The following is a 23,113-nucleotide window of genomic DNA, read 5'->3' on the forward strand; positions in this document are numbered from 1 at the left end:
GGACCTTACGTTACAGTTGGTGGAGATGTTGTATGGACTTACAATGTCACAAACACCGGTAATTCGAATCTGACTGACATCGTGGTCCAGGATAATGTCACGGGTGTAACTCCAGCATACGTAAGTGGAGATACAAATGATGACGATACTCTCGAACCTGGTGAAGTCTGGATGTACAATGCCACAGGTGTGGCAGAAGAAGGTCAGTATGCCAATATCGGTAATGTTACAGGAACTGATCCAACCGATGCCGAGGTTACCGATGCAGATCCAAGCCACTACTTCGGTGTGAATTCCTCAATCGATATTGAGAAAGCAACCAATGGAGTAGATGCTGATGATCCAACCGGACCTTACGTTACAGTTGGTGGAGATGTTGTATGGACTTACAATGTCACAAACACCGGTAATTCGAATCTGACTGACATCGTGGTCCAGGATAATGTCACGGGTGTAACTCCAGCATACGTAAGTGGAGATACAAATGATGACGATACTCTCGAACCTGGTGAAGTCTGGATGTACAATGCCACAGGTGTGGCAGAAGAAGGTCAGTATGCCAATATCGGTAATGTTACAGGAACTGATCCAACTGATGCCGAGGTTACCGATGAAGATCCAAGCCACTACTTCGGTTTGAATTCCTCAATCGATATTGAGAAAGCAACCAATGGAGTAGATGCCGATGATCCAACCGGACCAACCATTGATGAAGGCAATACCGTGAACTGGGAATACGTTGTTACCAACACTGGTAATGTGAATCTTACCAATATTATCGTAACAGATGATCAGGGTGAGATTCCGGAATTCCAGGGCAGTAATATCAATGACGACAATATTCTCGAACCTGGTGAAGTATGGACATACACTGCCACCGGTACAGCTGGAATTGGCCAGTACGCCAATATTGGTAACGTTACAGGAGAACATAATGGGGATACTGTCACAGATGAGGATCCAAGTCACTACTTCGGTGAAGAACCACCCCGGTCAACTCTTGGTAACTATGTCTGGGAAGATCTTGATAGGGATGGTATCCAGGATGAAACCGACACTGGAATATCCGATGTAACAGTCAATCTCTATACAGGAGGGGGGGTGCTTGTAGGCAGTACAACCACCAATGAAACAGGGTACTACCTATTTACAGGCCTTGCTGCAGGAGATTACTTTGTCGAGTTCGTACTGCCGGATGATTATGAATTCACTACTGCTGATCAGGGAACTGACGACACAGTAGATAGTGATGCCAATGTAGCAAACGGAAGGACTACCACAACTTCACTGTTTGCAGGTGAAGTAGACCTTACATGGGACGCTGGAATGTATCTGCCGATTTCAATCGACATCGAAAAGTCGACAAATGGACAAGACGCAGATGATCCACAAGGCCCTAAGGTTGATGTTGGATCAACGGTTGAGTGGGAATATGTTGTTACAAACACTGGAAGTGCCAACCTGACTAACATCAATGTAATGGATGATCAGGGTGTAATTCCTGTATTCCAGGGTAGTGATCTCAACAATGACAGTATTCTAGAACCCGGAGAAACGTGGACCTACACAGCTAATGGAACAGCAGAATTCGGTCAGTATGTAAACAATGCAACTGCAACAGGTGAATACGAGGGAGAAATCGTTGAAGACGAGGATCCCAGTCACTACTACGGAGAGGAGAAAGATGTGCCTACTGCGCATCCGCTGCTAACAGTATCTCTCATTGGAGTAGGAATCGTATTATTCCTGAGAAGAAAAGACGAGTGAGAATGGATTTATAAAAAATTCATTCTTTATTTTTTTTATTGGTAAATTATAGATATGGAAAATTCAATAAGATTTTTTAAGTTGAAATGACTACAATGTTATTATTTGCATGTGCATAACATAATCTTGTATGATATATGGATTTTAAACTTCTTTTTGCATCTAACAAAAATCAGTAATTGTATTTAGAAACTAGGCTTTTATAACTGACTTAATCATCAATGTAAAAAACCGCTGAAAATAAGCTATACTTCAAAATACCTTTAATATGGCAGAAATACTATAGCAAATTCTAACTAATAAAAAGATAATTAATATTGACAATCATTGTTTGAATTATCTCTTTACTACCCATTTTTTACCTTCAAATTTTTGTTTAGAAACAAAGTATACGGCTAGTTAGAAACTAAGTTTACTACAGAACTATAAATCATCCACTTCATAGTTTATAGTATCCTACTACAATATGGTGGTATAAATGGAGTGGATACGATGAAGCAAATGAGGATAGTGCTGGCTATGTGCGCAGCATTGATGTTAATGATAACAATTCCCGCAGCCTCGGCTATAACGGTGGATGGGGTAATTGAGGACAATGAATGGAACGATAATTGGGCTTTTGGCCAAACCAATAATGCTACTGCAGCTTCTGAATATGATATATATGATGTTGGAGATAGATTAGAAGTCAGGCAAGGTGGCTTTGGTCAGGATACTACAATATGGAATGCAGAAGATCCAAAGGCAGATGCTGGAACAGCTCCTGATTTTGGTGATGATATAGCACAGGCAGGAGATTCAAGTGGAATGGACCTGCTAAGGGTATATGGTCACTACAATGTAACTGTAGATACTTTTTACGGACTTGCTACAGTTTATGGAATTCCTGGAGATTCTGATGGTGATGGAAACCTTGATGAGAACTGCTCAAATTGGAATGATTGTAATGGTACTGCAGGTCCTGCAAGTGCCCATCCTGACCAGATAGGAATTGGTCCTGAGGAGGTCTGGAGAATCAGAATAAGTCAGGTAGGAAGTCCAACTGCACAAATTGAAGTAAGTAACAACAATTGGACTGAAATCAATGGTGTATTGGATTATAATGACATAGATGCACGGTTCAATCCAATAGAGGGCGGTGTTTATGAAATTGCAGTAACAGGTATCAGAGACAGATGGGACATTGGCCCATGTCAGGAACCCATAAAAATAGAGGTACAGGGTTCAGTAGAGGGTGATGGTCCTGGGGAAGACACAGCAACTGCTTTTATACGTTTCCCCTGTCCTGATATCATGATCAAGAAGTATGTGTCACCGGACAACTCAACCTGGTATGATGCCCAAACACAAGCATCAGGGCCAATATTTGACAACTCTAGTGATGTTTACTGGAGATACAATGTAACCAACATAGGAGATGAACCACTCGTCGATGTGAATGTCACAGACAACAAGGAAGGCTTTATTTGTGATATCGGCGACCTGGCAGTATCTGAAACAGAGGTCTGCTACTACAGTGGTACTGTTCCAGACCCATGTGTACCTTACTCAAATGTGGGTACTACCAATGGAATCGGATTGGTATCCGGTGTTCCAGTGGATGATACTGACCCGGCTCACTACAATTGTGAAGAACAGCCTCCAAATGGTGTTCCTACAATGACACCGGTTGGTCTGGTTGCCCTTATTGGCATGCTTGGATTTGTCGCGCTGAGACGCCGTGACTGATCCTTTTCCTTTTTCTTTTTTTGACACTAATTATAAATAACGTAAAAGCATTCTTTTTATGGGGAATTCCGGGGGAATAAAATATAAGCCGCAAAAAAGATTCCAAATCACTGAAATATAAAATAAAAGAACTTGCGGATAATCGGGTAGCAAGGTTTGTCGCTCTCTACCTGTTTTATATAGGGCTTTTCACAGCCATGTATCTTTTCTTCAAAGAAGATCTGGGATTTTTGAGGAACCTGACCGCAGAAGTCTTCTCGTTTAGCATGAGCCTTCTGGGAGTCACAAATTCGGTTAATGAAAATGTATTACATTTTACCAATGGAATAACAGCAATGAAAGTCGTGGACGAATGTACCGGCATCTACGAGGTACTTGTATATTCTGGCTGTGTGCTGGCATATTCCACAACTTATCAAAAAAAACTTATGGGAATAGCCTTTGGTGTACCAGCAATACTTGGTATTAACATGGTGAGGTTGGTATGTCTTGGATTTGTAGGCCTGTGGTTTCCTGAAATATTTGACTATGTCCATTATTATTTCTGGCAGGTAACGTTGATTATAATTATAGTACTGGTTGTTCTGATATGGATCGAGAAAATAGTGAAACGATGAGGATTTCAATATTTCTAGGCAAGTTCCTGTTATACCTGACAATTTTGTTCATCCTGGGCATACCGGCAATCCGGGCGTACCTCGCCTCCCCGAGCCATGCTCTGAACGCATTTGATTTTATCACATTCTATCTGCCTCTGAATCTTGTGCCTTTTATTGCACTTATCATGGCTACTCCGATAGATAATAAAAGAAGGCTGAAACTTATCGTTGGGGGATCGTTTTTGATCCTCTTATTTACTCTGGTGGTTATAGTACTGCAATTTAATTTCATCTCTGTAGCCGGAGAACTGTTCTACATTTATGCTATCGGCAGGACAGCGTTTCCCTTTTTGTTGTGGTTTGCATTTGTATACAAGGATTTGAACTTTGAACTATGACCAAACTCCTCTGGAAGGAAAGGCAAATTGAGATAAAAAAGTAATTTTCTGTAATAATTCTCAGAAACATTTTTATTCAAATGCCGACATTAAGAGGATGGCTCGATGATTAATTATATATGATAGTTACGGTAACATATTGCATTCACATTTACGAGGAAGTGTTATGGAGAATATAAAGATCGCAATTGCAGGGATTGGCAACTGCGCTAGCTCTCTCATTCAGGGTCTGGATTACTACAGGGATAAAACCGAGACAGATGCTATCGGTCTAATGCATTGGACCATTGGAGGATACGAACCCTCTGATATTGAGGTTGTAGCTGCGTTTGATATTGATGAAAGAAAAGTAGGGAAAGACATATCAGAAGCCATCTTTGCAGAACCAAATTGCACTGCTGTATTCTGTCCGGACATTCCCGAAAAAGGCATAAAAGTTACAATGGGCAGCATCCTTGATGGTGTTTCTGAACACATGACAGATTATGAAGATAAGTATAAATTCATAATAAGTGATGAAAGCGAGTCCACCAAAGAGGATATCGTTAAGGTTCTGAAAGATTCCGGTGCTGAAATGCTCTTGAATTTCATGCCTGTAGGTTCAGAAAAAGCTGCACGCTTTTATGCAGACTGTGCCTTGGAAGCAGGGATTGGTTTCATTAACAACATGCCGGTTTTCATTGCCAGTAACCCCGAATGGGCTCAAAGGTTCGAAGAGAAAAACCTGCCTATAATTGGTGATGACATAAAGGCCCAGCTTGGAGCCACTATCACTCACAGGACACTGGCAGACCTTTTCAGCAAACGTGGGGTCAAACTGGAAAAAACCTACCAGTTAAACACCGGTGGCAATACCGATTTCCTTAATATGCTCAATCGCAGCAGGTTGTCCTCCAAGAAAACATCCAAGACCGAGGCTGTACAATCCGTACTCAAAGACCGGCTGGATGATGAAAATATACATGTCGGTCCAAGTGACTATGTACCCTGGCAAAAGGACAACAAAGTATGTTTCCTGAGAATGGAAGGGAAACTGTTCGGCGATGTTCCCATGAATATAGAACTACGTCTTTCAGTTGAAGATTCTCCTAATTCTGCAGGTGTTGTAATTGATGCCATACGCTGTTGCAAACTTGCACTTGAAAGGGAAACCGGTGGAATTCTGTATTCCCCTGCATCTTATTTCATGAAGCATCCACCTAAACAATACAACGATGATGAAGCCTTCCTCATGACAAATGCTTTCATCGAAGGCAACAGGGATAACTGAAACTTAAGATGCCTTATCAAATAAGGAAAATATTTGGTGTGGATTTTAGCGGCTCTAAAAAAGCCTGCTATAAAATATGGGTAAGTGAAGGCAGCGTTCACGATAAATCTCTCAGAATCCACACCTGTCATCCTGCTCACTTTTTTTCTGAAAACCATAATACTCAGAGCTGTATTGCTGCTCTTTATGGCATGATCTCCAGAGAAAAATATGCTATTTTTGGATTGGATTTTCCTTTTGCACTACCATCTTCCCTTACAGAAGAAAACAACTGGAAGGATTTTATAATCAATTTCCCTCTTAAACATGCGTCTGCAGAAAGTTTCAGGGATTATTATCGCCAGAAAACAGATGGAAAAGAATTCAAACGTAAAAAGGAAAATGAAAAAGGTGCACCATTTGCTGCATACAATCTCTGGCTGTACAAACAGACCTTTCATGGTATCTCAAGAGTAATTAATCCACTTGTAAGGAATAACCTTGCCTGTATTCTTCCTATGCAAACTCCGAATCCTGAAAAACCCTGGGTAATTGAGATATGTCCGGCCTGCACCCTTAAAGAAAAAGGTCTATATGTGCCGTATAAAGGAAAAAAGAGTGACAGAGAATCTAATAGAAAAATGATTGTGGATAAGCTGGAAGAATTCAATGTTATACTTGATGATGAAATAAAAGATATATGTATTTCAAACACTCAAGGAGATGCTCTGGACAGTATTCTGGCAGCATATGGCGTATTTAGGAATATGCAAATCCTGGAAGGAAAAAATCCGGATGAACTTGAAAAAAGAGAAGGGGATGTTTATTATTAATCCCCTTTTGGTTCTATATTCAACAGTTCATAAATATCATCAGGTTTTGTCAATATGTGTATGTTTTCCATTTCAGCCAGTTTTTCTGAATTGGTAACATCAATGTCTCGCATCTTCAGTTTCATTTTTCTTCCACTGGGTGCATAGGTTGTAACATCGCCACGTACCTGATCAACAGGCAGGACATAAATTGGTGTTTGCCCCTTTGCTGTCTGGGCCACCACATTTGTTACAAGAGTATCGGCAATACCGTGTGCTATCTTGGCAACAGAATTGGCTGTGGCTGGTGCGATTATTAAAGCATCATAATGGCCAACCTGCAGTGGGCCGGCAATAAAAGGCGAGTTGGGGCCCGAATCTGTTTTGAAGTTGGGGAAATCATTTTGTATGTTATCCCACATGCGATACCACTTCATTACAGTTTCCCCTTCTCTTGAAAGGAATACCATAAACTCAATATCGGTTTTTTTCTTAATGTCTACCATTATGTCATACGTCTCTTTTATAAGGTCACCTGAGCCTGTAATGCCCCATGCGATTCTTTTCATATTATCACTCCTTTAAGTTAATAACCTGTAAATAGTTCATATTTGACTTTTGCTTTATCGATAGCCATTTCAGATAGGATTTTTCTGACAGCCTTTACCATTGGAGGGGGCCCACATAAGTAGAACATACGGTCCCTGTAATCCGGAATTTCACGCAATATCATGCTTTCACAGACACGCTCCCTGCAACCTGCCCAATCATTGGAAGCCCTGGTTAATGTATGTACAACTTTCAGGTTAGGATTGTGTTTTTGCATAATTTCCAGTTCATCTTCAAAGGCAATATCCTGCTCTGTTTTGTTACTGGATATCATTACAATATCTGTATCCATGCCTTTATCTGTACAATAACTTGAAATACTAATCATCGGAGTAATGCCAATACCTCCACTTATAAGGGCAATTTTGTCATACTCTCCTGAATAGGTCATTTTACCGAAGGGGCCTTCAATGCCTATCGTGTCACCGGGTTGAAGTAAAGATAGTGCATTGGAAAATTCATGGCCTGTCAATTTCTTGGTGAATTCTATATATTCCTTATTGGAGGGGGCACTTGAGATGGTAAAGGGCTTGCGTACCTTATTGCCGTTGATTTCCAGTTCTACCATAATGTACTGGCCTGCAAGATACTCAAAACCATCAGGCCGGGGAAAAAGGAAACTTAGCACGTCTTCCGTTCTGGGAATAGTTTCCATCAGCCTTGCATCAAATTGCAATCTGTGGTCTCCTTTATTGTTCCAGTGTTTTCATTTGCCTGGATGTCTCAATAAGTTTTTTCATTGTACGGCGCAGACTGCGTAGGCCTTCCTCGTCCTCATCTATACCATCTGAACCTTTATCCTTTGACCAGAGGGTACCTCCCAGATTTGACCCGAAAGATCCTCCGGCAACAGGGAACATCTCACTGATTACATAAAAATTCAATATGGTCTGGAGGGCAGGCTCCTGGCCCCCAACACGGTCCCCTCCATCTGCCAGTGCGGCACCAACCTTATTTTGGAATGCTTTGGGATTTGCCGCTACAACCGCCCTGCACCTGTCCATTATGGTTTTGGTCTGTGCACTGAGATTTCCCTGGTATACCGGTGTCCCTATTATCCAGGCATCCGCCCACAACATTTTCTCATACAGGTCTGAGATGTCATCTTTGTGTATACATCCCTGTTTGGTCCTTATGCAATGATCGCAATGGATGCAGAATTTCAATTCTTTCCCGCTTGCAGAAAAATACTCCACTTCAGCATTGTATTTTTCCTTTGCATAATCCAGTGCATATTGCACGGCACGGGCTGTTGCTTTTTTGCGAGGACTGCCCGATATTCCAAGTATTTTAACAATGTCCGTGTCGGACATCAATTCACACTCCTTTCACTCAAGTACAATGGCATCAGCCGGACAGGCATCCACACACAGCTCACATTCTATGCAGTCATCAGGCCGTGAAACTACTGACTTTGTATCCCCGTTTGAATCTTCTTTCAGATCAAAAACTTCTGTGGGACATACCTCGGCACATTCACCGCTTCCTATACATTTATCTTTGTCTACAACTGGTGGCATATTCTTCCTCCTTACATATTCCTTCTAAACAAATAAATTGTAAATAATGCAATCAATCCAACAACACTTCCAAATCCGGGTGTTCCTTCAGACTCTACTTCACCGTTTATTCCGCCTTTAACGGACTCCATCTCTACAATCGGAACTTCATATTCTCCTCCAAATAGTTCATCTATAAGTGACTGGGGAGCAGATCTGTAGAGCAATTTCGTATCCACAATAATGGGGTCGACTACACCTTCTGGTAAAGTAAAATTGTGCACTTCAATGGCAGTTGATTCAGGCGCAATCCTGTTATCAGATATCACATCTGTAACTTCCCATAATTTCATAGTAGGATTGCCGTCAGCATCGGAATATACGGCCCAGTAAATAGTTCCATTCTCGATATTGCCATCCTTATCCAGATTCCCTGAACTGTAAATCTCGCGTCCCTGGCTGTCTTTTATATCCACCTGGGTCCACATTTGCCTGGCTTCAGTAAGTCCTGTAGGCAAATTATGACCTGCCCCGGAATTCGTAATCGACACTTCAATGGCAACTTCTTCGCCTGATTGCGCATTTTCGGGAATGTTTACCTCTAGTGTAGCCGCTTCCTGAAGTCTTTCGATTGCCATTTCTTTATGATCATCCTCGCCCAGTATCCCTGTAACAAAAACATTGGCTCCTGCGAAGTTGTGCACCGATATATGGTCTCTTTTGGGTGCACCAGATCCAGCACGCCCGGGATTTGCCTCAAATTCAGTAATTCCAGGTGTCATGTGGCAATCCTGGCATTGAACCTCTTCTTCAGCATAAGGGCCTTCGCTCCATGCCTGATAGGTGTCATCCAGCACTACACCGGATGTTGGATGGGTGATCTGGTGACACATTCCGCAATACTCTGATTTTGTATAGAATTCACTGTACTGGGATTCATGGAAAGTAGATTCGGAATCATCGAAAGGGCCATATTTGGTTTCAGAAGGGGCTACAGCATAACCTCCGTTGCCGATCTCAGAGGATTCCTTTACACTGTGGCAAAAATCACAGCCCACCCCTTCATCAGCCTCTTCACTTATATTTGGGTTATCTATAGGGGGGACCTGCCCTGAAACCACGCCGACAGGTATGTGACAGCGTGTACAGAACTCATCAAGGGAGCCATTCGACTCTTTACTTGCAAGTTTTAGTTCTTCCTGATAAAAAGGGTCATCAAAAGCATGGTAATGCATGCTGCCTTCCCACTGGCTCGTTGTGATAGCATGGCATCTGCTGCAGGTAGAATATGAAGTAAACTCTTCATGCGATAAGGTATCTGCTTCAGTGGGAGATGCATCTGCTATACCTCCGGCACAGGCAAAAACTAATGTAAAAATAATAAATATGGTTATAATTCTCACTACATACCCTCCTGAGATCCCCCAATATTAATCAGAAGGAGGCTTGTATGCCTCCTACTGTCTTACTCCTGCAGTAACTTAAGTGCCTCCCTGCATGCTGCAACTGCAGGTGCACCTGAAGTGATAGAGATCACTTCCATAGTTTCCATTATTTCCTCTGCTGTGGCGCCATTTTTCAGAGCGCTCTTCATCTGGGAGACTGTACAGGCCTCACACTGTTTGGAGGCAACGACTGCCAGTGCCATAAGTATCTTGTACTTGGCAGGCATTGCACCGTCTGACAACAGTTTGTCATGACATCTCCTGTACTTATTAACGAAGTTGGGATCGATTTCCTTCAGTGTGTGGAGAATATTCGGGGCAAACCCCATCTTATTCTCTATATCCTGTACTACTTTCTCATGTTCTGTCATCTTTAGTACCTCCTTTACATCATACACATGCATCTTCAACAGTATTTTCGAGACAATAATTGCACATGAAATGGGGCAATCCTTTGTGCAGGTGCTTCACATTTGGTGGTTTGCCTACAGAAACCTGGAGGGGCATCTCCTTTGCATGGGCAGAACACAGGCCTTTCCCACAAACAATACATACAACTGATGCTTCTTCCGTTTTACCTTCTTCCGCACAATCATAACATTTCATCATATTGATCACCTTAGGAATTTTCTGTCAGGGCTTCATGGCAGGGATTGCATATTATTTTCAGAAGAGGCTGCATGTCGTCAATTTCACATGCATCTCCCATACATTTGAGACGGATTTCATATTCTCCTTCCCATACGGGGACCTTTTCCCTTACATAATGTTCTTCACAGATGCCTCTGCCACAGATAATACAAATTCCAATTGTATCTGTTTTCTTGTTTTCTTTTTCACATTCAAAACATTTCATTATTGGTTCACTCCCTTATTGATTCTGAAATAATACATTAACAGGATGATTATTCCATAAGTTCCATTTCTTCCCCACAGCAAATAAGTACTCCGCCGCCAACTTCAGTGACTTCAACTTCGTTGCCACAGATATTACAAATGTATTTTTCACCTACTTTTTGAACTCCCATAGATTCAACTCCTTGTATTTATTTGCATAATAAAAGAGGATAGATGATTATTTATGCATATCGGTGGCTGGGAAAATATAGCAGCCTGTATTATATCAGTGCCCTTCGGGATAAGCCTGGTAGATGACTGATATATAAGCAAACAGGAATATGCCGTTCAAAATCAATAAGGTTTTAATATATGTATGCAATCCTCAATAGCGTCAAAATATTGAATTATAGGAGGATTCAAATGTCATTTGGAATAGAGTTCGTACCAGGAGACCCAGTTCTCAAAATCGCCCACTATGCAAAGCTTGCTGAACAACAGGGATTTGACAATGTTTGGGTTACAGACCACTACAACAATCGTGATGTTTATACCACCCTTGCAGTGTTGGCTATAAACACCAACAGCATAAAACTCGGAACAGGTGTGACAAACCCATACACAAGAAATGCAGCCATTACTGCATCCAGCATTGGTTCTATCAACGAGATATCCGGTGGCCGTGCAATCCTCGGTCTTGGACCCGGAGACAAGGCAACCTTTGATGCAATGGGAATCCCATGGGACAAACCATTGACCACAACCAAGGAATCCATTGAAGCCCTTCGTGGTTTTTTGGGCGGTGAAAAGGTTGAAATGGACGGTGACATGATCAAATTCGGCGGCGCGAAGATGGCATTCAAGACCGGCGATGTGCCTATTTATATGGGTGCACAGGGGCCCAAGATGCTCGAACTTGCAGGTCAGGTCGCAGACGGTGTACTGATCAATGCATCCCACCCAAGGGACTTTGAAGTCGCAATGGAAAAAATAAAAGCAGGTGCTGACAAAGCAGGCCGCAGCATGGATGAGATCGATGTAGCAGCTTATGCATGCTTCTCGATCGACAAAGATGCAGCAAAAGCCAAGAACGCTGCAAAAGTAGTTGTTGCTTTCATCGTTGCAGGTTCTCCCGACATGGTTCTTGAACGCCACGGAATCGACCCTGCAGCCAAGAAGGAGATAGGTGCTGCAATTTCCAAGGGAGACTTCGGAGCACTTATGGGTGACCTTGTAACGGATGAAATGATGGACGCTTTCTGTATCTGTGGAACCCCTGAAGACTGCAAGCAAAGGATCAATGACCTGAAGGACATTGGTGTTACCCAGATTGTTGCCGGCTCACCACTTGGACCTAACAAAGAAAAAGCAATCAAACTCATCGGTAAGGAGATCATCGGAGGAAACTGATGGTTCATCCGAAGATACTAGAGGTCATTGATTATGACGTCTGTACCGCTTGCGGGGCATGTGTTTCAGCATGTCCTGCCGGTGCCATCGTCATGAACAAAAAGGCCGAAGTAAGAGATCCGGACAATTTGGAGTTGTTCACTAAAGGTGCTGCCCCAAATGTCTGTGAAGGTTGCTATACCTGTGGACGCATCTGTCCCGTAGTGGATGGTTATGTCGAGGATGAATTTGCAAATGTCAGGAGTTTCTTTGGTGCAAAAAGTGACATCGAAGGACAGGACGGTGGTGCAACAACTGCAATTGCAAGCAAACTGCTTGAATTGGGAGAAGTGGACTGCTTTGTGGGAATTACCCGCAATGACAACTGGGAAACCCAACTTGAAGTATTCACCGATCCAGAACAAATCAAGAGGGCCAAAGGAACCAAATACACATATGATTCCGTACTCTCTGCTCTGAGGGACCCCTTCGAACAATATGATAAAATCGGTGTAATCGGTGTACCCTGCCAGGCTCACGGTGCACGCTTGATATCCGAAAATGTCAATGACAAGATCGTGGTTATTATAGGGCTTCTTTGTATGGAAAGTTTTTATCATGATGTAATGTCTGATAAAATCATCAAAGAGATAATGGAACTCAATCCTGAAGATGTTGTAAAGTTCGACTTCGCAAAGGGTAAGTTCTGGGCATACACAAAGGATGGCGAAAGTCACAGTGTCAAGATCCCACAAGTTGGTCCGCATGCCAGGAATCCCTGCCACCACTGCTGTGATTACACATCAGTTTCAGCAGATATATCAATAGGTTCTGTAGGTGCACCGGATGGATGGAACAGTGTTCTGATCCGTACAGACGAAGGTGAAAAATACTTCAAGATGGCTGAAGATGAACTTGAGATAATGGAAGATCCAAAACCGGGAATGGACCTTGTCAAGAAACTGGCAACAATGAAACACACCAACAATTCACAACATTATCTTGAAGTTTGCGAGAAATTCAGCTTCGACGAATGTGGCATCAGATAAAACATGAATCTTAAAAGGGCATTCTATATAGGGCGCTTCCAGCCATTCCACAAAGGCCACTATTCGGTCATAAAAACGATTGGAAAAGATATTGATGAACTCGTAATAGGTGTCGGAAGCGCTCAAAGAAGCCATGAAACACCGAATCCCTTTACTGCCGGTGAACGCATAATGATGATTCGTCATTCTCTTGCAGATACGGACATCAAACATTATGCAGTCCCCATTGATGACATCCAGCAAAACGCAGTTTGGGTTTCCTATGTCACCGCACGGACACCTCCTTTTGACATAGTTTATTCCAATAATCCTCTAATCCTCGAGCTTTTCGAAGAAGCAGGCATAGAAACAAAGCAACCTCCCATGTACCACCGGGATAAGTATTCAGGCACCCAAATCCGTGAAAAGATGATTGCCGGTGAAAAATGGGAGCAACTAGTCCCCGAATCAGTTACAGAAGTTATTGAAGAGATTGATGGTGTCAGGAGATTAAAACATGTCTCCGGAAGCGATCAAACTTTCTGATAGACTCCTGTCCTTAATTTTTTATATTACGTCCGTTGAATATTATATAGTGTAAGGAATATACAGGGGGCATCTAATGACTGATAAAGCACCGGTATTTTGTGAAAAATATTGTATTGTATGCAGGGGAGCAAGAGCTGGAAATCCTATCTGTAAGGCAATCCAGAATCTTGAACTCAAGATATTTGGTAAGGAAGGTTGCATATGGGGAAAAGCAAGGACCAGATATTACGGCGTAACACCTGATGAGGAAATACCTCCGGAAAAGAAAGAGTGATCAGAATATTTCCCCGCTCCAATCAAAAGCACCGGGTTTGAATTTATCAAGGGGCGGATGTCCTGAGGATATGCCTTCGATTATCTCTCTTACATCCCCCGCAACTTCACTCATACTTCGACCTGTGGTATCAACTTCAAATACCATTTCACAGTTTTCAACTGATTCTACAAGTATTACATCGAGGCATTCTGCTTCTATATTCTCGTCAACTTTTGCAGGTTTGTATCCCCTTTCCCCAAGCCTTTTTTTGAGTTCGTCGGGAGCCGTACGTAGGACGATGGAAACATCTGCAATCAGATGGGCCATGTGGCTGTCAATGATTACAGGCTTTTCAGATTCTTCTATGGCTGACAGCCGCTTTTGTACCACATCAATGTCAGTAACTACACAGTCGCGTTGCTCATCTTCTTCCAAGAAAAGATTCTCGGATTTTATGAGTTCGTTCAGATGAACTACTCGATATCCAAATTCATTCTCAAGCAGCCCGGATATAGATGTTTTCCCGCATCCGGGGGTGCCGGTTAAAGCAATAAACATATGTCCCGAATACAATTGCCTCTACTATTAAGGATTAATCCTCCTGTATGCCCAGAGCCAGAAAATTTTCAATAATTTTTAAACCATCACTCATAAGGACTGATTCAGGATGGAACTGGATGCCATAGACCAGGTGTTCCTTATGCTTTATCGCCATTATTGAGCCATCTTTTGTATGGGCAATGGATTCCAGGGAAGGGGCAAGTTCTTTAATTTCCAGTGAATGATATCTTCCTCCTTCAAAAGGATTGGAAAATCCCGCAAAAAGAAGCGAATCACTGTGAATTATTGATGAAGCCTTTCCGTGGACGGGCCCCTTTTCACATCTGCCCGTACTGCCTCCGTAAGCCCGATTTATAGCCTGATGGCCAAGGCAAACTCCCAGTATAGGGGTATTTGGGCCGTATTCCTTAATAATTTGGAGGCAGTTGCCGATATCCTCGGGTCTTTCAGGAATGCCGGGGCCGGGTGATATGACAATGGCGTCTGGTTTTATATTCCTGACTTCTTCTATTTTTACAGTATTTGGAACAACTACGGTTTCAACACCCAATACGGAAAAGGCATCCACAAGGTTCCATACAAAGGAATCCCGGTTGTTTACAAACAGTACTTTCATATCATTCACCTCTTACCGCTTTGAGCATGGCAGCCATTTTGCGCTCGGTTTCCTCATATTCTTTCGAAGGTACTGAATCTGCAACTATACCGGCACCTGCCTGAATCATTACATGTCCCTCTCTCATAACAACCGTACGTATTGCAATTGCAAAGTCCGCATCCCCGTTCCAGGAAAAGTAACCGATTCCTCCGCCGTAGACACCCCTGCCGATTCCTTCAAGTTTTCTTATGATCTCCATTGCCCGTATCTTGGGTGCACCTGAAAGGGTCCCTGCAGGAAGAAGTGCCTTGATGGCATCGAACTGGTCGCATTCAGGTCTTAATTTACCTTCCACCGTGCTTTCGATATGCTGTACATGAGAATAACGTACCACTTTCATGAAATCGGATACTTCTACAGAACCGCCTTCACAAACCATACGTACATCGTTGCGGGACAGATCAACAAGCATCACATGTTCTGCCCTTTCTTTTTCATCATGTAGCATTATTTCGGCATACCTGCAATCTTCAGTTTCGCTTTCACCCCTGGGGCATGTCCCTGCGATAGGATTGGTTATCACATGCCCATTATCCACAGTCATCAGGGTTTCAGGACTGGCACCCACCACGGCCATATCCTTAAACGAAAGCAGATACATGTAAGGACTCGGATTAATAGAGCGTAGTTTCCTGTATAGGTAAAGAGGACTATTGTGGTAGGGTAATTCATAGCGCCTTGAAAGGACTACCTGGAAAATATCACCGTCCAGAATATGTTCCTTAGCCTTGCTTACTGCATCTTCATATTCTGCCCGGTCCATTGTGCAGGAAATATTCTCACTTTTCGCACTTCTCGCAGATTCATTTTCCTTGATCAATGATGATCGGTTAAGTACTACCTGCATGCTGCGGGCTTCTTCAAGTACATCATCATAGACCTGTGCTGCATTTGAGGAATTTGCAAGTGGAGTTTTCACGTAATAAGTCCTCTTTTCAAGATGGTCAAAAACAAAGGTACTTGTAGTGAACATAAACTGCATGTCCGGTTCATCTGCGCCTTTTGGAATTTCCTGTTTTAACCAGCAGTCATAGATAATGTCATATCCGGCATATCCCATTGCTCCACCCAGGAAAGTCTGCCTGTCAAATCGATTTGCATTGAGAAGGGGGAGTGACTCATCGGCCACGAATACTTTCCTGAGGGCGTCTAAGACTTCATATCCTGTTTTTATGGTTCCTTCAAAATGACAGGATTTGGATTCAAGAGAATCGCATACCTCTCCCAGTCTTTTTTCCATCAGAGCTGTCAGGGCTGATTCATGTGACATTGTCAGACAAACACGTCTGCCTTTGACAGAAAATAATGCAAGGGGGTCTGCACCTACAAAAGAAAAACGTGCGTGCCTGCTCTCTTTTTCTACAGATTCAAGAATATAGGAGTAATCAAAATGATTCTCCAGAAGAGTGTATAGGTCAAGTGGGGAAAGGGATGTTTCCACCTCGGCTACCAGCTGTACAAGGGCCGGATTGTCCTCTTTATTAACAAGTGAAATGAAATCATCTCTTCCAATATCAAATTCCATCAATTACTACACCTCACAGATTCTATAAAATCACAAACAAGATTCAAATCTTTTTTACCATTCAATTCAACCCCGGAGGAAACATCCACTCCATATGGGGATACGATATCCACACATTCGCCTACATTCTTTGGGTTTAGGCCTCCTGCCACAATCAAAGGGACAGGGATGTTTTTTGCAACTTCACTGCTTATCTTCCAGTCATGGGTCAGACCACTGCCTCCGCCGCCACCGCTACAGGCAGTATCCAGAATTACTGCATCAATCAGGTTACATTCTGCGAGATCATTGATGATTTTAATCGTTTCCTGTATCTTTGTTTCATCAGAAATCGAAAATTTCTGGATTATCCTGACATGCATTGACTGCAGTGCAGTGAGTAATCCTCTGTCAGCAGTGGAATGTACCTGCACCATGTCCGGTCTAGCATTGCTTACAAGTTTCCTGGCATGTGTGATCGACTCTGGCATTATTACCATCACCGTAGTGACAAAAGGAGGAGTGGCTTTTATAAGCTCAATGCTTAATTTCATATCCAGATTGCGAGGCGTATCCACCGGCACTTCTGTTATAAAACCTACCGCATCAGCACCACAATTTACTGCAATACCTATATCATCCACAGACTTCATTCCGCAGATTTTCACCCTTGTGGCAGGTTGCATTTGATCCCCTGGAATTTGTGAATTGTGCAAGTTCTTCTAGCTTTTCAAGAGCTTTGCCATTGTCGATTACCTTTTCAGCAATTCTTGCGGCTTCATTGAGAGACGGGGCCTTATCTGCAACATAGATAGCAGCGGCAGCGTTAGCCACCACTATATCCCTTTTGGGTCCCTTTTCACCCTGCAGGATATAATGTATGTCCGTTGCATTTTCTTCTGGAGTCCCGCCGACAACATCAGGTGCAGATGCTCTTTTAAAACCAAGATCTTCAGGTTTAATCTCGTAGGTAGTGATTAATCCGTCCTTTAGTTCTGCTACGTATGTTTCCGAGAGGGTGGATATTTCATCCATGCCATCACCATGGACCACCAGTACTCTTTCTTTTCCAAGTTTCCTGAGGACCTGCGCAAAGGGTTTGCAGAGGGCTTTATCGTATACTCCCACAACCTGTCTGGAAGCAAGTGTCGGATTTGAAAGCGGGCCCAGGAGATTAAAGATTGACCGGAATCCGAGTTCTTTCCTGATTGGAGCAACCCTCTTCATGGCAGGATGGAAATATGGCGCAAAGAGAAAACCGATTCCTACGGACTCCATACATCTTTTCACTTCTGCCGGAGAACAGTTCAGGTCAATACCGAGAGATTCAAGCACATCGGCACTTCCCGAAAGAGACGTCACGGCACGATTCCCATGTTTTGCGATTGGTACATCTGCAGCTGCAGCTATAATGGCTGCTGAGGTGGAAATATTGATTGTGTTATGGCGGTCTCCGCCCGTCCCAACAATATCTACAAGTGGTCCGGCAATTGCTGGTTTTATTATGACAGCTTCATCAAGCATTCCTTCTACAAAACCACTTATTTCTTCCACACTTTCCCCTTTTATAGTCAAAGCTCCAAGAAAAGCTCCTATCTGGGCATCTGTTGCCTCCTGTAGGATATATTTCAGAGTTTTCTTTGCTTCAGTAGCATTCAGGTCTTCTCCGTTTACTATTTTTTGCAGGCACCGTTGCATATAATCACCATACATGAATGTATTAAGTTGTACAATTATGTACAGGTTTTCCATAGTATAAAAATATATCTCTCATAATGCAACACCCAAAATAAAAATACAATAAAACGAATAATAAAGAGAGGAGCAATGAGTGAGAGATTACAATTCTGAATTGTCCATAAAGGCAGGAATGGACCCCGGCACATTGATCCATGTTGGGGACAAAAAGGTAAAACAACCTAAACTGACATTGATAGAGTACGATGAAAAATATCTGGAAGTACATGTTAATCCTGTCATCGACATAATTAAAAATCTTAAAGTTGCAGAAGACAGGAAAATATGGATCAATGTAGATGGTCTGCACCAAACAGAACTAATTGAAAGTCTTGGACAGGTATTTGGGGTTCATCCTCTTGTGCTGGAAGATATCCTGGATACCACCCAGCGGCCCAAAACTGAATCCTATGACGATTATATCTATATTACGATTCGAACTATGTTTTACGAACGTCTGGAAAACGCAGTAGATTCAGACCAGATAAGCATAATACTGGGAAATAATTTCATACTTTCATTTCAGGAAATGGAGACTGATCTATTCAAGAAGATCAGACAGAGAATGGAAAGACCTGCAGGCAACATTCGCAAAAAGGGAGTAGACTATCTTACCTATTCCCTCATAGATTCGATTGTGGATAATTATTACCTGCTGCTGGAAGATATCGGAGAAGAAATTGAGAGGCTGGAAGATGAATTGATAAAAGAGCCAGCTCCTGCAACCTTACAAAGCATCCATGAGCTAAAAAGGGAAATGATCATTTTACGCAGGTCCCTCTGGCCACTCAGGGAAATAATTGCATCCCTTCAACGTGATGAATCCGGTTTGATCAGGGAAAGTACTGGCATATATTTGCGTGATCTTTATGACCACTCAATCCAGGTCATCGAAACCGTGGAAACTTACAGGGAAATGTTATCCGGCATGCTGGACCTTTATATTTCAACGGTCAGTAACCGGATGAATGAAGTGATGAAAGTACTGACAATAATTGCTACCATCTTTATTCCTCTTACTTTTATTGCAGGTATCTATGGAATGAACTTCGAGTACATGCCCGAATTGAAATGGGAATGGGGTTATCCTGCAGTTATGATCTTTATGGCTACTATATCTGTAATTATGCTGTATTATTTCAAAAAAAAGACCTGGCTATAAACCTCTGAAGAATTCACATATAAATATGCATGTCAAATAATACTAAATAGAACATATATCAATATATATCAAATAAAATTCATTGAAAATATTTTATTAATTGTTTAGATGGGGCATTTATCATAAAGTGGGCAAACATAAATCTTGAAACCAAACTGATACTTCTGATTACAATCGGAACTATAATTGTTTTACTTGGTGCCACGCTGGCTACCACTTCCACTGTTACGGATCAGGAAAAGGAACTTGCATACGACAAATCGATCAAGACTGCAGAAACTTATGCCAGTCAGTTTAATACGGATATGCAGTCAAGTATGTCCATTGCGCGTACCCTTGCGAGTAGCCTGGAAAAATACGATACAAGAAATCGGACTGAAGCCAATGCTATGCTGGAACAAATACTGCGGGATAACCCAGATTTAATAGGTAGCTACGTCTGTTTTGAACCAAATGCCTTTGATGGGGTGGATGCAACATATATAAACACAACCGGCCACGATGAAACCGGTCGCTTCATTCCGTACTGGAATACAATTGGGGGTGAGGTGAAACTTGATCCACTTGTAGATTATCAAACTTCCTCATACTATCAGTTGCCCAAAAGACTAAAAAAAGACGTAGTTACGGAACCCTATCTATATGAAGGGGCATTGATTGTAAGTTTTGTCTCGCCAATAATGAAAGAAGAAAACTTTCAGGGAATCGTTGGTGTGGATGTTTCTTTAAATTATATTGATGATATTGTCAGTGATATAGAAATATTCGATACAGGTTATGCTTCCGTGGTGAGCAGGACAGGAATCCTGATGTCCCATCCCACCGAAAAGGAATGGATTGGCCACAAATCATTGAACTCATTTGACATACCAAACATACAGAAATTGAAAGTGGATGTATATAACGGAAGAAGCGGTTATATTGAAACTCTTGATCCTATTACCGGAAAAGAAGTAACTATTTTCTATGAACCTGTAGAAACAGGCAAATTCTCATTTTTGCTGATAGTCCCTAAAGAAGAAATGCTAGCGGGAGTAACTACTCTCCAAAAACAACTTGCAGGCATTTCCTTTGTAGCAATCTGTTTTATGGGGGGTGGTGCATTATTAATAGCCCGCTCCATAACAAAGCCAATAAAGCGAATTGTTGGCAATTTCAATAAGATATCTGATGAAGCAATTAAAGGGAAACTGGACACACGGGCAAATACTGATGTAGATATTGATTTCCGGAAAATTCCGGAAGGTTTAAACAGTATACTTGAGGCCCTTGAGGAATCAAATGCTTCGATCCAGGAAATGAAGACAGTTATAGACAGCAGCCCGGCTATTGTTTTCAAATGGAAAGCTACACCCAACTGGCCGGTAGAGCTTGTATCCAATAATATCAATTTGCTGGGATATTCACCAGAAGAATTTGATTCAGGGCATTTGTGGTATGGTGACATAGTACATCCGGAAGACCTCGATAGGGTTCAGAAAAATCTGGATAAACAGATGGCAGAAGGACAGAATGATTTCACACAGGAGTACAGGATAATCACCAAATCCGGGGATATCAAGTGGGTTGATGAAAGGACACTCATTAAGAGAGATAAAAAAGGTAACATAACATATCTGCAGGGAATCATTCTTGACATCACTGAAAAGAAGGAAGCTGAAAAAGCAATTATTGAAGCAAAAATGATTGCAGAGGCGGCAAACCAGACTAAAAGCCAGTTTCTGGCGAATATGAGCCATGAATTGCGCACACCCTTAAATTCTATAATTGGTTTTTCAGATGTGCTATTAGAGGGTGCTTTCGGAAAATTAAATGAAAAACAAAAGAAATATGCTCATAACATAAACAATAGTGGGGAACATCTTCTTGAAATCATCAATGATATACTGGACCTTTCCAAAATTGAAGCTGGAAAAATGGAATTAAAACCTGAACACTTCGGCCTCGAAGCAATAATTGTCGAATTAAAAAATTCACTGGAACCTCTGGTCAAGAAGAAACAACTAATTTTGGATGTAGATACCAATCAGGAATATCCTGTTTATGCGGATAAGTTGAAGATCAAACAGGTACTGTATAATATACTTAGTAATGCCATCAAATTTACGCCTGAAAAAGGAAAGATTGCAATTGAAATTAATTACGGAGATCAAGAAATCACGATTAGTGTGTCTGATAGCGGGATTGGTATTCCTTCCGAAGAACAGGACAAACTTTTCAAACCCTTCAGACAACTTGATTCAAATTCCAACCGGAAATATCAGGGTACGGGTCTGGGATTGGCTCTGGTAAGGAATATTATAGATATGCACGGTGGTCAGATATGGGTTGAAAGTGAAGCCGGGAAGGGAAGCACCTTCATATTCACCCTTCCCCGACAAAATGGGTTTTAAGCAGCTACACCCATACCTGTTGCAACTATCAGCAGTCCTCCCAGTATTATAAACTGGCCATCTGCCATGAGATCACACAGTGAATTATTTCCTGTGATCCTCCCAAAGAAAATAACATAGCATAGTGCATAAATAACCCCTGCTGCCAGCACTAACAAAGATGCAATACCTAATTGTTGCATACCCGTATTTATCATGAAATAACCTGCTAGAAGTGTCAGGCAGATTAATAGTATGCGGGTTTTTTCTGCACCAAGCAGTACTGGTATAGTGTCAATTCCTGAAATACTGTCACCTTCGATGTCTCTCATATCAAAAATTACGGTATTTACAAATACCAGAGAGAAAAAGTAAATAAAGGTTACAAATACCAGATCTCCCATTGGCTGTCCATATACAAGTGAAGGGAGAAAGGCAGGAGTTGATGCCCATGCCGTTGCTATTACCAGGTTTTTTACAGATGGTATTTCCTTAAGCCGACGATAACGAAAACCTGAGGGAAGCCATGCAAAACTGTAAAGCAAGCCACTGAAAAGAGGTATAGCAGTAACAAGAAGAGCTTTTAATCCGTAGGGATAAGCAAGCAGGAAAGCAAAAATATAAGCAAGAATTGAAGATAGAAACAAGAATTTTTCATATTTCTTGGTAAACGAATAACGTTGTGAGTGGTTTATGGAATCTTCATCCTCGTCTGCTTTACGATCTATATTATAGACAGAATATGTGACAAAAAACATTATAGCCATCGTCTGCCAGGATAGGGCAAGACCCTGTAACTGACAGGCCATATATGCCATTACAGCTCCGGCTATCGAAAGATAAACCGAACTGTAGGTAAGGAAATCAAGAATTCTTTTGACAACTGTACCATCTAGATTCACCCTGTATGCAAGAGATTTATATTCACCCATGCATGCAATGTTTATAATAGGG

General features: G+C 41.9%; 27 protein-coding genes. 12 read left to right on the plus strand and 15 right to left on the minus strand.

Annotation, left to right across the window (positions count from 1 at the left end; translation table 11 throughout):
* The 6 genes from BKM01_RS02290 to BKM01_RS02315 form a co-directional block, all read left to right on the plus strand.
* On the plus strand, nt 1-1,767 hold a 1,767-nt coding region (locus BKM01_RS02290), incomplete at its 5' end, for a DUF7507 domain-containing protein (protein ID WP_157769605.1).
* A 492-nt stretch (nt 1,768-2,259) separates the two neighbouring features.
* Entirely contained in the window at nt 2,260-3,495 is a 1,236-nt protein-coding gene (locus tag BKM01_RS02295) for a VPXXXP-CTERM sorting domain-containing protein (protein ID WP_084006305.1), read from the plus strand.
* A gap of 197 nt (nt 3,496-3,692) precedes the next feature.
* The gene (gene artB / locus BKM01_RS02300) at nt 3,693-4,112 is read left to right on the plus strand and encodes an archaeosortase B (RefSeq protein ID WP_233125679.1); all 420 of its coding nucleotides are present in this window, start codon (nt 3,693-3,695) and stop codon (nt 4,110-4,112) included.
* Complete coding sequence (locus tag BKM01_RS02305) at nt 4,085-4,492, plus strand: hypothetical protein (RefSeq protein WP_084006304.1); 408 nt, start codon at nt 4,085-4,087, stop codon at nt 4,490-4,492. The genes artB and BKM01_RS02305 overlap by 28 nt, the downstream gene beginning before the upstream one ends.
* Nucleotides 4,493-4,658: 166 nt before the next feature.
* Nucleotides 4,659-5,762 (plus strand): inositol-3-phosphate synthase, encoded by a 1,104-nt coding sequence (locus BKM01_RS02310; RefSeq protein ID WP_072360270.1) that lies wholly within the window; start codon nt 4,659-4,661, stop codon nt 5,760-5,762.
* Nucleotides 5,763-5,770: 8 nt separating this feature from the next.
* Nucleotides 5,771-6,574 (plus strand): hypothetical protein, encoded by an 804-nt coding sequence (locus tag BKM01_RS02315; protein ID WP_072360269.1) that lies wholly within the window; start codon nt 5,771-5,773, stop codon nt 6,572-6,574.
* On the opposite strand, the gene afpA is transcribed toward BKM01_RS02315, so the two are convergent.
* From afpA to BKM01_RS02360, 9 genes are all read right to left on the minus strand, one after another.
* Nucleotides 6,571-7,122: an archaeoflavoprotein AfpA gene (afpA, locus tag BKM01_RS02320; protein ID WP_072360268.1), complete on the minus strand. Its 552-nt coding sequence runs from the start codon at nt 7,120-7,122 to the stop codon at nt 6,571-6,573. The two genes, BKM01_RS02315 and afpA, sit on opposite strands and share 4 nt — an antisense overlap.
* A gap of 17 nt (nt 7,123-7,139) precedes the next feature.
* On the minus strand, nt 7,140-7,838 hold the full coding sequence (locus BKM01_RS02325) for a ferredoxin--NADP reductase (RefSeq protein WP_072360267.1): 699 nt from the start codon (nt 7,836-7,838) through the stop codon (nt 7,140-7,142).
* 13 nt (nt 7,839-7,851) lie between these two features.
* Nucleotides 7,852-8,475: a flavodoxin family protein gene (locus BKM01_RS02330; RefSeq protein WP_072360266.1), complete on the minus strand. Its 624-nt coding sequence runs from the start codon at nt 8,473-8,475 to the stop codon at nt 7,852-7,854.
* Nucleotides 8,476-8,490: 15 nt separating this feature from the next.
* Nucleotides 8,491-8,682 carry a 4Fe-4S dicluster domain-containing protein gene (locus BKM01_RS02335; RefSeq protein ID WP_072360265.1) on the minus strand — a complete coding sequence of 64 codons (192 nt, stop codon included), beginning with the start codon at nt 8,680-8,682 and terminating at the stop codon, nt 8,491-8,493.
* Nucleotides 8,683-8,693: 11 nt separating this feature from the next.
* Nucleotides 8,694-10,064, minus strand: coding sequence for a multiheme c-type cytochrome (locus BKM01_RS02340; RefSeq protein ID WP_157769606.1), 1,371 nt, complete (start codon nt 10,062-10,064; stop codon nt 8,694-8,696).
* A 62-nt stretch (nt 10,065-10,126) separates the two neighbouring features.
* The gene (locus tag BKM01_RS02345; protein WP_072360263.1) at nt 10,127-10,477 is read right to left on the minus strand and encodes a carboxymuconolactone decarboxylase family protein; all 351 of its coding nucleotides are present in this window, start codon (nt 10,475-10,477) and stop codon (nt 10,127-10,129) included.
* 19 nt (nt 10,478-10,496) lie between these two features.
* Nucleotides 10,497-10,715, minus strand: coding sequence for a DUF2180 family protein (locus BKM01_RS02350; protein WP_072360261.1), 219 nt, complete (start codon nt 10,713-10,715; stop codon nt 10,497-10,499).
* Nucleotides 10,716-10,725: 10 nt separating this feature from the next.
* Nucleotides 10,726-10,962, minus strand: a complete 237-nt coding sequence (locus BKM01_RS02355) for a DUF2180 family protein (protein WP_072360259.1) — start codon at nt 10,960-10,962, stop codon at nt 10,726-10,728.
* 49 nt (nt 10,963-11,011) lie between these two features.
* A complete protein-coding gene (locus BKM01_RS02360; RefSeq protein ID WP_072360257.1) occupies nt 11,012-11,134 on the minus strand; it encodes a desulfoferrodoxin FeS4 iron-binding domain-containing protein in 123 nt (40 codons plus the stop codon).
* Between the two features lie 232 nt (nt 11,135-11,366).
* On the opposite strand from BKM01_RS02360, the gene mer reads away from it, so the two are divergent.
* The 4 genes from mer (at nt 11,367) to BKM01_RS02380 (ending at nt 14,183) form a co-directional block, all read left to right on the plus strand.
* Nucleotides 11,367-12,353 (plus strand): 5,10-methylenetetrahydromethanopterin reductase, encoded by a 987-nt coding sequence (gene mer / locus BKM01_RS02365; protein WP_072360255.1) that lies wholly within the window; start codon nt 11,367-11,369, stop codon nt 12,351-12,353.
* Entirely contained in the window at nt 12,353-13,381 is a 1,029-nt protein-coding gene (gene fpoF, locus BKM01_RS02370; RefSeq protein ID WP_072360253.1) for a F420H2 dehydrogenase subunit FpoF, read from the plus strand. Before mer ends, fpoF begins: the two co-directional genes overlap by 1 nt.
* Before the next feature lie 3 nt (nt 13,382-13,384).
* The gene (locus BKM01_RS02375) at nt 13,385-13,906 is read left to right on the plus strand and encodes a nicotinamide-nucleotide adenylyltransferase (RefSeq protein WP_072360251.1); all 522 of its coding nucleotides are present in this window, start codon (nt 13,385-13,387) and stop codon (nt 13,904-13,906) included.
* Between the two features lie 76 nt (nt 13,907-13,982).
* On the plus strand, nt 13,983-14,183 hold the full coding sequence (locus BKM01_RS02380; protein WP_072360249.1) for a hypothetical protein: 201 nt from the start codon (nt 13,983-13,985) through the stop codon (nt 14,181-14,183).
* Here BKM01_RS02380 and BKM01_RS02385 read toward each other — a convergent pair whose 3' ends face one another.
* Genes BKM01_RS02385 through trpD form a run of 5 tightly spaced genes read right to left on the minus strand, consistent with a single transcriptional unit; the run spans nt 14,184 to nt 18,586 of the window.
* Nucleotides 14,184-14,723, minus strand: coding sequence for an adenylate kinase family protein (locus BKM01_RS02385; RefSeq protein WP_072360247.1), 540 nt, complete (start codon nt 14,721-14,723; stop codon nt 14,184-14,186).
* A 34-nt stretch (nt 14,724-14,757) separates the two neighbouring features.
* Nucleotides 14,758-15,342 carry an anthranilate synthase component II gene (locus BKM01_RS02390; RefSeq protein ID WP_072360245.1) on the minus strand — a complete coding sequence of 195 codons (585 nt, stop codon included), beginning with the start codon at nt 15,340-15,342 and terminating at the stop codon, nt 14,758-14,760.
* Nucleotide 15,343: 1 nt separating this feature from the next.
* Nucleotides 15,344-16,909, minus strand: coding sequence for an anthranilate synthase component I (gene trpE, locus BKM01_RS02395; protein WP_084006303.1), 1,566 nt, complete (start codon nt 16,907-16,909; stop codon nt 15,344-15,346).
* Nucleotides 16,909-17,574 carry a phosphoribosylanthranilate isomerase gene (locus BKM01_RS02400; protein ID WP_072360240.1) on the minus strand — a complete coding sequence of 222 codons (666 nt, stop codon included), beginning with the start codon at nt 17,572-17,574 and terminating at the stop codon, nt 16,909-16,911. Before BKM01_RS02400 ends, trpE begins: the two co-directional genes overlap by 1 nt.
* On the minus strand, nt 17,525-18,586 hold the full coding sequence (gene trpD / locus BKM01_RS02405) for an anthranilate phosphoribosyltransferase (RefSeq protein ID WP_072360324.1): 1,062 nt from the start codon (nt 18,584-18,586) through the stop codon (nt 17,525-17,527). Before trpD ends, BKM01_RS02400 begins: the two co-directional genes overlap by 50 nt.
* A gap of 133 nt (nt 18,587-18,719) precedes the next feature.
* Between trpD and corA the strand changes: the two genes are divergently transcribed.
* Nucleotides 18,720-19,787, plus strand: a complete 1,068-nt coding sequence (gene corA / locus BKM01_RS02410) for a magnesium/cobalt transporter CorA (protein WP_084006302.1) — start codon at nt 18,720-18,722, stop codon at nt 19,785-19,787.
* Nucleotides 19,788-19,969: 182 nt separating this feature from the next.
* The gene (locus BKM01_RS02415; RefSeq protein WP_084006301.1) at nt 19,970-22,180 is read left to right on the plus strand and encodes an ATP-binding protein; all 2,211 of its coding nucleotides are present in this window, start codon (nt 19,970-19,972) and stop codon (nt 22,178-22,180) included.
* Here the strand turns inward: BKM01_RS02415 and BKM01_RS02420 are convergent.
* Nucleotides 22,177-23,091 (minus strand): UbiA family prenyltransferase, encoded by a 915-nt coding sequence (locus BKM01_RS02420; RefSeq protein WP_072360237.1) that lies wholly within the window; start codon nt 23,089-23,091, stop codon nt 22,177-22,179. The genes BKM01_RS02415 and BKM01_RS02420 overlap by 4 nt on opposite strands.
* Nucleotides 23,092-23,113: the final 22 nt, after the last annotated feature.

The organism is Methanohalophilus portucalensis (assembly GCF_002761295.1).
GTDB lineage: Archaea > Halobacteriota > Methanosarcinia > Methanosarcinales > Methanosarcinaceae > Methanohalophilus > Methanohalophilus portucalensis.